The organism is Methylobacterium sp. WL8 (genome assembly GCF_008040045.1).
Classification (GTDB): Bacteria; Pseudomonadota; Alphaproteobacteria; order Rhizobiales; family Beijerinckiaceae; genus Methylobacterium; species Methylobacterium cerastii.
In genome coordinates, this window is record NZ_VRVF01000010.1 from 88,406 (window position 1) to 101,617 (window position 13,212).

At 66.0% G+C, this 13,212-nt stretch carries 9 protein-coding genes and 1 pseudogene; 6 read left to right on the top strand and 4 right to left on the bottom strand.

What is annotated here, in order from left to right; translation table 11 throughout:
* Positions 1 to 253: 253 nt before the first annotated feature.
* Positions 254 to 670 (bottom strand): NADH:ubiquinone oxidoreductase subunit NDUFA12, encoded by a 417-nt coding sequence (locus FV234_RS06245; RefSeq protein WP_147753137.1) that lies wholly within the window; start codon positions 668 to 670, stop codon positions 254 to 256.
* A 560-nt stretch (positions 671 to 1,230) separates the two neighbouring features.
* Between FV234_RS06245 and FV234_RS06250 the strand changes: the two genes are divergently transcribed.
* The 4 genes from FV234_RS06250 to FV234_RS06265 all read left to right on the top strand — a co-directional run bounded on the left by FV234_RS06250 (position 1,231) and on the right by FV234_RS06265 (position 8,492).
* Positions 1,231 to 4,956 (top strand): vitamin B12-dependent ribonucleotide reductase, encoded by a 3,726-nt coding sequence (locus tag FV234_RS06250; RefSeq protein ID WP_147828412.1) that lies wholly within the window; start codon positions 1,231 to 1,233, stop codon positions 4,954 to 4,956.
* 863 nt (positions 4,957 to 5,819) lie between these two features.
* Complete coding sequence (locus FV234_RS06255) at positions 5,820 to 6,974, top strand: nucleotidyltransferase (RefSeq protein ID WP_210250849.1); 1,155 nt, start codon at positions 5,820 to 5,822, stop codon at positions 6,972 to 6,974.
* Between the two features lie 2 nt (positions 6,975 to 6,976).
* A complete protein-coding gene (locus FV234_RS26100; RefSeq protein ID WP_246686126.1) occupies positions 6,977 to 7,456 on the top strand; it encodes a hypothetical protein in 480 nt (159 codons plus the stop codon).
* Between the two features lie 13 nt (positions 7,457 to 7,469).
* The gene (locus FV234_RS06265; protein WP_246686127.1) at positions 7,470 to 8,492 is read left to right on the top strand and encodes a CBASS cGAMP-activated phospholipase; all 1,023 of its coding nucleotides are present in this window, start codon (positions 7,470 to 7,472) and stop codon (positions 8,490 to 8,492) included.
* Between the two features lie 70 nt (positions 8,493 to 8,562).
* On the opposite strand, the gene FV234_RS06270 is transcribed toward FV234_RS06265, so the two are convergent.
* Entirely contained in the window at positions 8,563 to 9,150 is a 588-nt protein-coding gene (locus FV234_RS06270; RefSeq protein WP_210250851.1) for a hypothetical protein, read from the bottom strand.
* A 32-nt stretch (positions 9,151 to 9,182) separates the two neighbouring features.
* A complete protein-coding gene (locus FV234_RS06275; RefSeq protein ID WP_147828416.1) occupies positions 9,183 to 10,094 on the bottom strand; it encodes an ATP-binding protein in 912 nt (303 codons plus the stop codon).
* Between the two features lie 746 nt (positions 10,095 to 10,840).
* Between FV234_RS06275 and FV234_RS06280 the strand changes: the two are divergent.
* Positions 10,841 to 11,194, top strand: a pseudogene (locus FV234_RS06280) (DUF4113 domain-containing protein); the annotation flags it as partial.
* Positions 11,195 to 11,255: 61 nt separating this feature from the next.
* Here FV234_RS06280 and FV234_RS06285 read toward each other — a convergent pair.
* Complete coding sequence (locus FV234_RS06285) at positions 11,256 to 11,930, bottom strand: Crp/Fnr family transcriptional regulator (protein ID WP_147828417.1); 675 nt, start codon at positions 11,928 to 11,930, stop codon at positions 11,256 to 11,258.
* Positions 11,931 to 12,142: 212 nt separating this feature from the next.
* Between FV234_RS06285 and FV234_RS06290 the strand changes: the two genes are divergently transcribed.
* The gene (locus FV234_RS06290) at positions 12,143 to 12,943 is read left to right on the top strand and encodes a pentapeptide repeat-containing protein (protein ID WP_147828418.1); all 801 of its coding nucleotides are present in this window, start codon (positions 12,143 to 12,145) and stop codon (positions 12,941 to 12,943) included.
* Positions 12,944 to 13,212: the final 269 nt, after the last annotated feature.

Sequence of the window (13,212 nt, forward strand, 5' to 3'; positions counted from 1 at the left end):
TTGTGATCCCGCCGTACGTCGGACGGACGAGGCCTGCAGGCTCCGTTTCCAGCCCCCCCGTCATTCCGGTGCTGCGCAGCAGAGCCCAGAATCCAGATCCGCCGACAGCGCATGCTGAAGAGCGACCTGCGGCTCTGGATTCCGGGCTCGCCTACGGCGCCCCGGAATGACGGTGCCCTCGTCAGAAAAGGCCCTACAATCCCGAAGCCGGGTCAGCACAGGTCGGTGACCTGCCGGCAGGAGGACCGGAGCGCTACTCGCCTGGATTCCACGGCACGTAGTCGCCGGTCGCGGCGGGCCGCGCGCCCCAGGAGAGCTGCGAACCCTTTGGGCGGTAGGCGTCGGCCGTGCCGGTCATGTTCTCGACGTGGGGCTTCTGCCACTCGCGCGGGGTGTAGGCTTCCTCGCTCGGCGGCAGCTCGACGTTGTGGCAGAGCCAGCCGCGCCAGCCGGGCGGGACCTTCGAGGCGTCGGCATAGCCGTTGTAGACCACCCAGCGCCGCTCCGAGCCGACCGAGCGGTCGATCAGGGCGCCTTGCGCGCGATAGTACTTGTTGCCGTGGTCGTCGCTGCCGACGAAGTTGCCGCTGCGCGCGGTGTAGAGCGCGAGCGACATCGTCTGCCCGTTCCACCACGTGAAGATGCGCAGAAGCGTATCCTTGAGCGCCATCGCCGTCTCCGAGCCTCGTCGCACACGCGACCGCGATCGGTGTGCCGGGGCGGTTATGCGGAGCGGGTGCTCGCAAGTCCAGATCCAAGTCCGGAACCAGATCGAGATCCAAGTCCGCAGCGAGGGCTGCAACCCGGCGGCGCCGTCGCCGGGGGCCGAGGTATCGCCCGGCGGTCACGCCCGTGCGGCCATGCGGCGCGAAGGCGCCTCGAGCCGTCCGCCGACGCTGTGGACGCAAAAATTTTCCGCGCGAAATCCCCACAGCAGAAACAGCACTTACGCAGTGCCGCGACTTATCCACAGTTTTACCCGCAAGACCACAACATCTAGCGTGGAACCGGCCGCGCGAACACCACTTGTTGACGTAAGGGCCGGCCCGGCGTTAATGTCCGGGTCATGGTTCGGGCGCACCGATCCGTTCGATCAGCGCGCGTCCAGCCACCTTCTTACCAACGTCGGCCAGTCCGGGCAGCGTCCATCCAGGCGCCCGGATTCGGCTCTTCGGATCTCCGGATTCAACCCCGGGGCGCAGCTGCGCCTCGTCGGGAGAGGTGCGTCTCATGCGGTTCGAGCGTCGTTACACCACGTCCGGTTCTTCGCCCTATGCGGCGATCCCCTTCCGCAAGGCGCTGTCGGAGATCCGCAACCCGGACGGCTCTACGGTCTTCCGCCTCGACGGCATCTCGGTGCCCGAGGCGTGGTCCCAGGTCGCCAGCGACGTGTTGGCGCAGAAGTACTTCCGCAAGGCCGGCGTGCCGGCGCGCCTGAAGAAGGTCGAGGAGAACGACGTTCCCTCCTTCCTGTGGCGCTCGGTGCCCGACGAGGTGGCGCTGAACGAACTCCCCGAGGCTGAGCGCACCGGCTCCGAGACCTCCGCGACCCAGGTGTTCGACCGCCTCGCCGGCTGCTGGACCTATTGGGGCTGGAAAGGCGGCTACTTCACCAGCGAGGAGGACGCCTCCGCATTCCTCGACGAGCTGCGCTTCATGCTCGCCAAGCAGATGGTCGCGCCGAACTCGCCGCAATGGTTCAACACCGGCCTGCACTGGGCTTACGGCATCGACGGCCCGAGCCAGGGCCACTACTACGTCGACTACAAGACCGGCGTGCTGACGAAGTCCGAGACGGCCTACGAGCACCCGCAGCCGCATGCCTGCTTCATCCAGTCGGTCCAGGACGACCTCGTCAACGAGGGAGGCATCATGGACCTGTGGGTCCGCGAGGCGCGCCTGTTCAAGTACGGCTCCGGCACCGGCTCGAACTTCTCGTTGTTGCGTGGAGAAAACGAAAAGCTCGGCGGCGGCGGCAAGTCGTCGGGGCTGATGTCGTTCCTCAAGATCGGCGACCGGGCGGCGGGCGCAATCAAGTCTGGCGGCACCACGCGGCGCGCGGCCAAGATGGTCATCGTCGACATCGACCACCCGGACATCGAGCAGTTCATCGACTGGAAGGTGAAGGAGGAGCAGAAGGTCGCCGCCCTGGTGACCGGCTCCAAGGTCGTCTCCAAACACCTCACCGCGGTGATGAAGGCCTGCACCCAGTGCGAGGCCGAGGGCGACGCCTGCTTCGATCCCGAGCGCAACCCGGCGCTCAAGCGCGAGATCAAGGCCGCCCGCAAGGCGATGGTGCCGGACGCCTACACCAAGCGCGTCGTCCAGTTCGCCCGCCAGGGCTTCACCAAGATCGACTTCCCCGTCTACGACACCGACTGGGATTCGGAGGCCTACCTGACGGTCGCCGGCCAGAACTCCAACAACTCCGTCTCCCTCACCGACGACTTTTTGCGCGCGGTCGAGGCTGACGGGGAGTGGCTGCTGCGCGACCGCAACTCGAACAAGACCAAGTCGGTCGGCGCCCGCCACCTCTGGGAGAAGATCGGCGAGGCCGCCTGGGCCTCGGCCGACCCGGGCCTGCACTTCAACACCACGATGAACGACTGGCACACCTGTCCGACCGGCGGGCGGATCCGGGCCTCGAACCCGTGCTCCGAGTACATGTTCCTCGACGACACCGCCTGCAACCTGGCCTCGGCCAACCTGCTGACGATGTACGACCGGCAGACCAAGCAGTTCGACGTCGAGGCGTTCGAGCACCTCAACCGCCTCTGGACGGTGGTGCTCGAGATCTCGGTGACGATGGCGCAGTTCCCGTCGAAGGAGATCGCCGAGCTCTCCTACAAGTACCGCACGCTGGGGCTGGGCTACGCCAACATCGGCGGCCTGCTGATGACCATGGGCCTGCCCTACGATTCGGATGCGGGCCGGGCTCTCGCCGGCGCGCTCACCGCGATCATGACCGGCGTGGCCTACGCCACCTCGGCCGAGATGGCCGCCGAGCTCGGGGCCTTTCCGGCCTACGAGGACAACGCGGACGCCATGCTGAAGGTGATCCGCAACCACCGCCGCGCGGCGCATGGCGAGGCCGAGGGCTACGAGTTCCTGTCGATCTCGCCCGTTCCCCTCGACCACGCCAACATCCCGCAGGGCAACCTCGGCGACCACGCCCGCGCCGCCTGGGACCGCGCCCTGCGGCTCGGCGAGGAGCACGGCTACCGCAACGCTCAGGCGACGGTGCTGGCACCGACGGGCACGATCGGTCTCGTCATGGATTGCGACACCACCGGCATCGAGCCCGACTTCGCCCTGGTGAAGTTCAAGAAGCTCGCCGGCGGCGGCTACTTCAAGATCATCAACCAGGCGGCGCCCGATGCGCTGCGGGCCTTGGGCTACCGGGAATCCGAGATCGCCGAGATCGAGGCCTACGCGGTCGGCCACGGCTCGATGGGCCAAGCGCCGGCGATCAACCCCGGCAGCCTGCGGGCCAAGGGCTTTTCGGACGACAAGATCGCGGCGATCGAAGCCGGCCTGAAGTCGGCCTTCGACATCAAGTTCGTGTTCAACCGCTGGACGCTGGGCGACGACTTCCTCATGGGCACCCTGAAGGTGCCGGCGGAAAAGCTCTCCGACCCGACCTTCGAGCTGCTGCCGTTCCTCGGCTTTTCGAAGAAGGACGTCGAGGCCGCCAACACCCACATCTGCGGGGCGATGACCCTGGAGGGAGCTCCCTTCCTCAAGCAGGAGCACTACGCGGTGTTCGACTGCGCCAACCCGTGCGGGCGGATCGGCAAGCGCTACCTCTCGGTCGACAGCCACATCCGCATGATGGCCGCCGCCCAGCCCTTCATCTCGGGGGCGATCTCCAAGACCATCAACATGCCCAACGACGCCACGGTCGAGGATTGCAAGGCGGCCTACACCCTGTCCTGGCGCCTCGCGCTTAAGGCCAACGCCCTCTACCGCGACGGCTCGAAGCTGTCGCAGCCGCTGAACTCGGCCCTGATCCAGGACGAGGACGACGAGGAGGACATGGTCGAGGCGCTGGTCCAGGCGCCGGCCGCCGCCAAGGCGACGCAGCTCGCCGAACGCATCGTCGAGCGGGTGATCGAGCGGGTCGAGCGCATCCGCTCGCGGGAGAAGCTTCCGCACCGGCGCAAGGGCTACACCCAGAAGGCGGTCGTGGGCGGGCACAAGGTCTACCTGCGCACCGGCGAGTACGACGACGGCCGCATCGGCGAGATCTTCATCGACATGCACAAGGAGGGCGCCGCCTTCCGAAGCTTGATGAACAACTTCGCCATCGCGATCTCCCTCGGCCTCCAGTACGGCGTTCCGTTGGAGGAGTACGTCGAGGCGTTCACCTTCACCCGCTTCGAGCCGGCGGGCTTCGTGCAGGGCAACGACGCGATCAAGAACGCGACCTCGATCCTCGACTACGTCTTCCGCGAGCTGGCGATCTCGTACCTCGCCCGCATGGACCTCGCCCACGTCGACCCCTCCGAGATCGGCTCCACGATCCTCGGCGGCGGCGAGGGCGACACCACCCGCGAGCCGGGCAAGCCGCAGCAGACGGCCGCCAGCGTCGTCTCTCGCGGGCTGCTCCGCGGCTCGGCCGACCGGCTGACCCTGATCCAGGGCGGCCCGTCCGGCGCGACCGTCGGGGTCGGCTCCGGCAACGCGGGCCAGTCGGCCCCGGCCGGCGGCGTGGTCCACGCCCTACGCGGCGCGACGGCGCTGAAGATGGAAACCGAGCTGTCCGTCCACGCGGAGACCTCGATCGAGGCCCTGCCCTTCGCCAAGCCGGAGCGCAGCGTCGCAGACCGGCGGGCCGAGGCCAAGATGAAGGGCTACGTCGGCGAAGCCTGCCCGGAATGCGCGAACTTCACCCTGGTCCGCAACGGAACCTGCCTGAAGTGCGACACCTGCGGCGGCACGACCGGCTGCAGCTAGTCAGATATGGACTTGATGTGGGCCGCCTTTGAGTTCGGTGTTTTTCGCCGGTTTTGGAGTTCTTAGAGCACCAAAAGTTTGCTTGAGGCGGCGCGCTCTGGGCTAGTCCGAAATGGCCTCTGCTCAAAATGCAAGATCTGCGGGAGCACAACGCCGAGCCTTGAAATTCAATGGTTTCGGTTTGTGTAGCGATCGGGTGAGTTTGGTTGTGCGAAGGGGATGATTGGTAGCTCCCCATAGGGATGTTTGGTTGCGGCCTCCTTCCGGGGGCCGCCGCTGAAGACGGATCACCTGCGGCCGTTAATGCGGTTGATGGTGTGCGTTGGGGATCGAAACGGGCACGGCGACGGTCTTCTGATCCCGGACCCGACGCTCCAATTATGTCCGCGAAGTCTCGGACTTACGTCGTGCTGAGAATTGACCGGAAGTAGGTCCTGTCGCGGCGGGGGGAGTAACACGTAAGGAAGGGCGGCCCCGTCGGGCCGCCCTAGCCCGATCCGAACAAACCATGAACTTATCGTCAAGCTTGGGTCTTGGGCTCAGTTGAAAGGTGAGGGCGATGACGCGACTGCCGTGAAGAACTTGGCCCATAGCGCATCCCTCCACTCCGACGTGAAGACTGCACCATCAAACCCTGGGATCAAACATCTAGCGCCGGCACGATCGCCGGGGAACGTCGGATGTCCGTTCGACGGCCCTCGGCGTGATCGCACCTCGCTCGATGACGGCTTGCGCAGCGCGCCATTCATTGATAAATCCGGTTAATTGAAAGCACTGAACCAGATTATCGAGAGCCGCACGAGGGCGAGGAGAAGACCGACATGTTCATGGATCGAAGGGGCGTCTTTCGAAAAACACGCCTCATGGAGCTCTTCCACGCAACGGCCATGACCCTGGACATCCCCCAGGGGAGGAGGGAGGAGGCGGCGGACCGCTACGACGGAGTCGCCCGCTGGCTGTCGGAGGGGGATCACCCGTTCCTGCGAAACCTGAGGCTGTACCTTCAGGGTTCGGTCGCGCTCGGTACGGTCGTGAAGCCGCTCGGAGTTGCCGAGTTCGACGTCGACCTCGTGTGCCTCCTCCTTGCCGCCTCCTTGGGCATCGCACCGGCGGAGGTGAAGAGGATCATCGGCGACAGGCTGCGCGCCTCCGGCATCTACGCACCCCTGTTGGAGGAGATGCCCCGCTGCTGGCGGCTCAACTACGCCGACCGGTTCCACTTGGACATCACGCCCTCCGTCAGGAACCCGGATTGCCCGAACGGAGGGGAGCTCGTCCCCGACAAGGCGCTGAGGCAGTGGAAGCCGTCGAACCCGAGCGGCTACCGTAGCGACTTCGAGGCCAGGGCCTCCCTCACGTTGCGCATCCGCGTCACGAAGTCCTTCGACGAGGCGGCCGGCCTCCGCGCCGACATCGAGCCCTTCCCCGTCCACGCGTCCGAGAAAGGCATGCTTCGGGTCATCGTGCAGGTGACCAAGCGGCACCGCGACGTCCACGTCGATCGACACGGGATCGATCTCTCCCTCGCACCGATCTCGGTAATCGTGACGACGCTGCTCGCCTTGAGCTACTCGGCGCTGGCGGGCACCACCTTCGACACGGAGTACGACGCCCTGGTCGCCGTCGTCCGCGGGATGACGGACTTCATCCGCCACGAGGTCGTGGACGGGCGCCTCGTGTGGTTCATCATGAACCCGGCCACCCAGGGCGAGAACTTCGCCGAGAAGTGGAACAGGAAGCCCGGCCGGGCCAAGGCCTTCTTCGAGTGGCACGCCAGCGTGCTCGCCGACCTCGAAGCCCTTGGGCAAGCCGAGGGACTCGATCAGGTTCGGCGCAGGATGGAGGGAATGTTCGGTCCGCGGCCGATCGGCAAGGTGTTCGCCGCGATGGACGCCGAACTCGCCGCGGCCCGACGGACCGGGACACTTTCCGTGGCCCCGGGCGTCGGCCTGACCACGGTCACGACGCCCCTTCTCGGTGCCACCCCCGTCCGTTCCAACACCTTCTACGGGAGCTGATGTTGGCCGCCGCGATCCGGAGACGGCGTTCACTGACGCCGGCGCAGCAGTTCCTGAACCTGAGCACCAATCCGATCTGCCCGGGGAACGGCGCCTCCGGGCCGGCCGGGCTGGACTGGCGCTTCACGACTTCGCCCGACCCGCTCGGGCGGCTCTACGACCTCCGGATCGTTCAGGCCCCGCGCCGCGCGCCACGTGTCTTCGTGGACGCCCCCGACCTGCGGGCCGTCGCAGGCGGGCGAAAGCTCCCGCACGTCTATTCGCAATCCCCCGTCTCCCTGTGCCTCCACCTTCCCGGCACCGGGGAATGGGAGCCCTGGATGCCCCTCGACAGGACCCTGGTCCCGTGGAGCGTCTTATGGCTCCGCTACTTCGAGGAGTGGCTCTTCTCGGACGACTGGAAGGGAGGCGGGATGCATCCGCCGACGCGCCCCGCCAAGCGCATCCCGATCCGCGCGGACCGCCCGCGCCCATCCTTCTGAGAAAGCGAAAATCATGAGCATGATCGAACCCGAAGACCCTCTCCGTCGCGAGTACCGCGTCCTTTCCCTCGACGGCGGCGGCATCCGCGGCGTCTTCCCGGCCGCGATCCTGGCCCGCCTGGAAGAACATCTCGACCGACCGATCGGACGCTACTTCGACCTCATCGTCGGGACCTCCACCGGCGGGATCATCGCCCTCGGCCTCGCACTCGGCCTGAGCGCCCGTGAGATCTTGGCGTTCTACGAAGAGCGCGGACCGGAGATCTTCGACCAGCACCGCGGGCCGGTGGCGAACTGGATCCGGCAACGCTACCGAGGCTTGGCCAACTGGCTGGGATACAAATACTCCTCTCGCAGCCTGAACAAGGCGCTCAGGGACATCCTGGGGGATCGGCGACTGGGCGAGAGCCTGACCCGGGTCGTCATCCCGTCCTGGCACCCGGTGAACGAGCACGTCTACCTCTACAAGACGGCGCACCACCCTCGGTTCGAGAGCGACTATAGGCAACCGGCCATCGACGCGGCCATGGCCACCGCGGCCGCGCCGACGTTCCTGAGCCCCTACCTCACCAGCGACGACATCGAGCTCGTCGACGGCGGCGTGTGGGCTAATAATCCTATCGGTGTCGCGGCGGTCGAGGCGGTCGGGGTCCTGGGGTGGCCAGGCGAAAGCCTGAAGATCCTGAGCATCGGCACCACGACTGACGTGAAGGCTCCGTCCCGCTTTGGGGGCAAGCTTTTCATGGCTCCGAACGTAACCAGGCTGTTCATGGCTGGGCAGTCGCACAGCGCCATGGGTGCGGCCAGGATCATCACAGGGGACCCGCACACGAGGAAGGCGATCTGGCGGATCGACCACGTCGTCCCGACGGGTCGCTACACCCTCGATAACGTCGCCAGGATCGCGGAGATGAAAAGCCGTGCCTTCGCCGAGGCGAGGGAGCAGCTGCCCGAGCTTCGACGTCATTTCTTCCACTCGCCCGCCGAGCGGTTCGTGCCCGTGCACGCGCTGCCGCCGCTGAAGAACGCAGCCTAGTTCCTCTCACTCCTCGGAGACACGAAAGGCCCACATCGACGATGCGGGCCTTTATCACGAAGACTGACTATTAACGGGCGTAAGCCGCGATCGGCGCGTCGGAGATGGGATGGTAGACGAACTCCGCCCCTCCCGAGTCGGCGCTGCCGTCGGACCTCAACAGGAAACCGCCGTTCCATAACTGCTTGAACTTGGATGACGAGTTCGCGATGGACATGCTCTCGCGCGTCGACGCGAAATCCGATGCGCGGGTAGCCGGCCGATCGAGAGCGAAAGCGAGGGCTTCGCGATTGCCGGGGCTGGGCGGCGCACCGATCAGGGTGGGAACGCGATTGCACCACACGAACAAGGGCTGATCCTTGCGAGCCGCCGCCGCGTCGATGTTGTCGCGAACGTCGTCGTCGGGCATGTCGGTCAAGTAGAAGCCCTTCGTGCCGCGATAGCGCTTGGCTATCTCGACGAGGCTTTCAGAGGCGAAGGACAGGTCCAAGTGCTCGATGCCAGCGAGCGATATGCCGAAGATCCGTTGTTCAGGACGCTTGTCGACATGGTCCCGGAGACGATCAAAGACCTTGCGGCCCATGGAACGACCCCAGCCGTCCGTTCCGCCTCCCATCATCTCGATAAGGGCGATCACGATATCTGGCCTCTCGTTCATCGGGATCAGTTAAGCAGACTTGTCAGACGACGTCAAGCAGCTAGGCTGAAGGTGAACGTCATGTGCGTTCCCGCCAGATAGGGCATCTCACCGTCATGGTGGCCTCGGTCGGGTTCGTAGGCATTCGCGGAAGGAACGAGCAGGACACGCTGATCCTCCGTACGGATCTCCAGCTTGGCCTTGTATTTCAGGGCTTTCTCCGCGCAGCCCTGAAGGCCCATACCGCGCCCCTCCTCGCCGGTACTCGAAAATCCCCTGCGGATGGATTCGCAAAGGATCTCCCCGTTGCTCGCCCCCTCCAGCTCCGGAACCTCCGCCAACAGCGCGGGACGTAGCTTCCGGAGGATACCCACGCCGCTGTCGGCCACGGTCAGGACGAGGTTGTTGCGGTTGCGGTAGACCTGAAGGGCGGCAAACCCATCGAGCGTCGTACAGCTATGGTCCTCCACGTTGCTGATGAGCTCCGTCAACGACGTCCAGGTGGCTTCCTTCAGCGGGCCGATGTCGGGGCGGTTCGCACAGGCCAGCTCCACGGCCTTGATGAGGCGACGCGGCAGTCCGGGATCGCAGCCATCCCTATTGACCGGCTCGATCTCGACGAGCCCGCCGTTCCTCCCTCGATGGATCGCCGTCTCAAGCGGCGAGGGACGCTGCGGAAGGACGGCCACCGAGGGATGCAGTCGTTCGAAGAACATCATGCGGCCGATGTAGCCGAGCGCGTTCGGACTTCCGGTGAGGTCTATCGTGACGCTCATCCCTCGGTCGGCGCACTGGTTGGCGTAACAGAGCAGTCGGACGGCAGCGTCCACCTTCAGGTTGCTTCCAGAGGGCGCGAGCACCGTGAGGAACTGCGTCGTCCTCAGATCGGGGCCCAGCGCCCTCCTGACGTGATTGTCGATATCGAAGGCGGTGAGCCAACCCCCGCTCAGCGTGACGATCCTCAATGCCCCGACCGCCCTTCCGTCGGACCCGTCGCACGATGCCGTGACGACGTCTGTCAGCGCGTGATGCTTCCGGCCAGGAAGGATCTCCGTCCCGCATCCACGGCCTAAGCTGAGCCGGGCGCACCCTGGCCCAACCTCAACGCCGATCTCGCCGGTCGGTTGCGCTCCTGCGGGCGCATTCGCAGGCGAGGCGGTATCACGAACATCGATCAGGCTCTCGAACGATTTTCCACAGTCATCACCAGCTCTCTTTTCGGGACGACTTGCAGACCGCCTCGTTCAGCTGCAGTTATCCCTCATGGTCACGCATTCGAAACGCGCGGTGATCCGGACGGCCAGGGCCGTTCCGGCGTAACCTGATTCCGGTTTCCACGGATAGCGTCGCGCCTCGTCGCGATGCCCGGGAGACCCCTTTGACGGAGCCTCCCGATGACACGATCCCACCACACCTTCCGAAAACGGCCGCCCTCGGTCCGGGTCCGTCCCGGCCGCGAGACGTCATCGGCGCGCGAGCGCCTTTCCGACACCCCCAGGGCTGACCTGCCGCCATCGTGAGCCACCGCGGTGGCCTGCGCCCCTCGCGCGGCGGAGGGACGGCTATGAGTGCCGCTCCCGCCCGAAACGTCGTGCCCTGGCAGTTCGGCGAGCACGACCGGATCACCATCGACAACGTCCAGTATCTCGATCCCGTGCCGACCACGCATGGCTGGGCCTTGAGGCGGGCGAGCAATCCCAACCTTACGGAGACCTTCCCCGAGGCGACCAGCGACACCCTCGCCCTGGTGAAGGCCGCCACCCACGGCGTCCGGAAGACCTGGCGGGACGGGTACCGCTATTCCAAGGCCGGGGTGGTCACCACCGACCTGATGCCGCTGGCCGCCTCCCAGCGGGCGATGCCCGGCCTCGGCCAACTCGACCGGGAAATGGGGGCGGCCCTGATGGAGGCGCTCGACGCTTGCAACCGCCGCTTCGGGCGTGGGACCGTCGTCCCGGGCGCAGCCGGGTTCGCCCCCAAACGCGAATGGTCGACCAAGTTCGAGATGCGGTCGCCCCGGTACACCACCCGGCTCGACGAGCTCCCAGTAATTGCGGCTGCCTAGGCCCGGTCCGGGGCGTCTTGTCGGCGAGGGGCCGTGAACCTCGACCAATGCCCTTCGATACCTAAGGCATCCTTCCAGTCGCCAGACCAGCGCGGTCCATCAACTGGACCTGCCCGCGACGGACCTCGACCAAGCCGGTGTCGGCCCACTCTCCCAGGAGGCGGCTGATCACCTCGCGAACGCTCCCGACGTCGGAGGCAAGCTGCTGATGCGTCTTCCAGACGATCCCATCGGCGTCGGCCTCGACCAACAGCCGACGGGCCAGACGCTGCTCCAGCGGTGCGAAGGCAACCTCCTCCACCAGGTCGAACATCCCCGTGAGGAGCTTGGTGTAGTCGTCGAGGACGAAGTCCCGAAAGGCGTCGCTCTCCCGCATCAACTGGCGAAAGGTATCCGCTGGCAACGCGGCGAGTTCGGTCCGTGCCTCCGCGATGCTCTGCGCCGGGAAGCCCCCGCCCGACAGGAGGCATTGGGTGGTGAGGACGCAGGTCCCGCCAGCACCGACCTTGTAGATCAGCATCTCCCGGCCGCTCTCGGACATCCGGAACACCCGGGTGCGGCCGTCGATGCACATGAGGTAGTTCGCGCATGAGTCCTGGAGTTCGTACGCGATGGCACCCGCTTCCAGGATGGGGAAACCGACCGTGCCCCGCGCGAGCTGAAGGTGGTTCGCGCTGAAATTTCGGACCAGCGGAAAGCGCTCGATCCAGCGCTCGACCTGATGGGCGCTCTGCATGGTCTTCCTCCTCGGGCTGGCGGTCATTGAACGCCACCATGCCCCGGTCGATGCGCGAAACCTGGGGATCCACAGCCTTCGGTGACCTGGGTCACAGACGCTTGGAAACGTCCTCAGTACCACCGTCCCTAGAGAACAAAAATCCGCTCGGGCGACGGCATGAGGAAGCAAAGGCTTCCTGTGGGCCGGGGCAAAACCAACGGGAGAAAACCATGCGCCGCCTCGCCCCCCTTCTGCTCGCCTCCGTCCTCCTGAGCGCCCCGGTCCATGCCGAACAGGACCTGCTCCTGGGCGCCGACATGGGCTCGGCCGCGATGACCAAGGCCGAGATGACCCGGGCCGACGTCGAGGCGCTGATCGCAAAGGCGGACGGCAAGCCCATCGACCTCTCCGACAAGGCACTCGCCGGCCTCGACCTGTCGGGTCTGAACCTCAAGGGCGCGAACCTTCGCACCGCGCGGCTGAACAAGGCCAACCTGCGCGGCGCCGACCTGAGCGGGGCGAACCTGGAGCAGGCCTGGTTCATCAAGGCCGACCTCTCGGGCGCCAAGCTCGTCGGCGCCAAGATGTTCGGCATCACCGCCCGCGACGCGAACCTCAGCGGGGCCGATCTGAGCCGGTCGATGCCCATCGGCGACTTCAAGGGCGCCAACATGGCCGGGGCGACGCTCGTCGACCTCAAGGGCGGCGCCGACATCAAGAACCAATCCATGGGCCTGATGCGGGCCGTGTTCGTCTCGGTGAACCTCAAGGGCGCCAACCTGAAGGGGGCAAACCTCGGCCGTTCCCGCCTGGAATACGCCGACCTCACCGACGCGGACCTGACCGACGTGGTGCTGATGGGCTCGGACCTGTCGGGCGCCAACCTCACCGGCGCGACCGTCACCGGGGCCGACTTCAAGAACGTCGACGTCACGGCCGCCCGTCTCATCGACCTCAAGGGCCAGGACAGCGCCAAGGACTGGTCCGCCCGCGTGAACGTCGAACGGGCGATCACGCAGGTCTCGAACTGAGCCATCCGCCGTCAACGGCACGCAAAGGCTTTCCGACGATGTGTGCCTGGAAGCTTACAGGTCAGCACTTACGAAGGTTTGCCTCGGTGCTATGCAGCGTCCGCTTTTCAAAAATTCGGGCTGAAAGCAGACCGTCGCATAACCTGAAGAGTTTCGGGCGCCGCGAGGCGTACGAAAGTCGTGGAAGAACGAACCCGCGGGATGGCGGGCGCAGAGCTATGGGGATTTGGGCAGACCGTCGACCCCAGCGAGGGACGGAAGGCGTGTGA

Excerpts from the sequence above, each read along its gene's own strand:
- FV234_RS06245 (WP_147753137.1), bottom strand. The coding sequence starts at position 670 with ATGGCGCTCAAGGATACGCTTCTGCGCATCTTCACGTGGTGGAACGGG.
- FV234_RS06250 (WP_147828412.1), top strand. The coding sequence starts at position 1,231 with ATGCGGTTCGAGCGTCGTTACACCACGTCCGGTTCTTCGCCCTATGCG.
- FV234_RS06255 (WP_210250849.1), top strand. The coding sequence starts at position 5,820 with ATGGAGCTCTTCCACGCAACGGCCATGACCCTGGACATCCCCCAGGGG.
- FV234_RS06265 (WP_246686127.1), top strand. The coding sequence starts at position 7,470 with ATGAGCATGATCGAACCCGAAGACCCTCTCCGTCGCGAGTACCGCGTC.
- FV234_RS06270 (WP_210250851.1), bottom strand. The coding sequence starts at position 9,150 with ATGAACGAGAGGCCAGATATCGTGATCGCCCTTATCGAGATGATGGGA.
- FV234_RS06285 (WP_147828417.1), bottom strand. The coding sequence starts at position 11,930 with ATGCAGAGCGCCCATCAGGTCGAGCGCTGGATCGAGCGCTTTCCGCTG.
- FV234_RS06290 (WP_147828418.1), top strand. The coding sequence starts at position 12,143 with ATGCGCCGCCTCGCCCCCCTTCTGCTCGCCTCCGTCCTCCTGAGCGCC.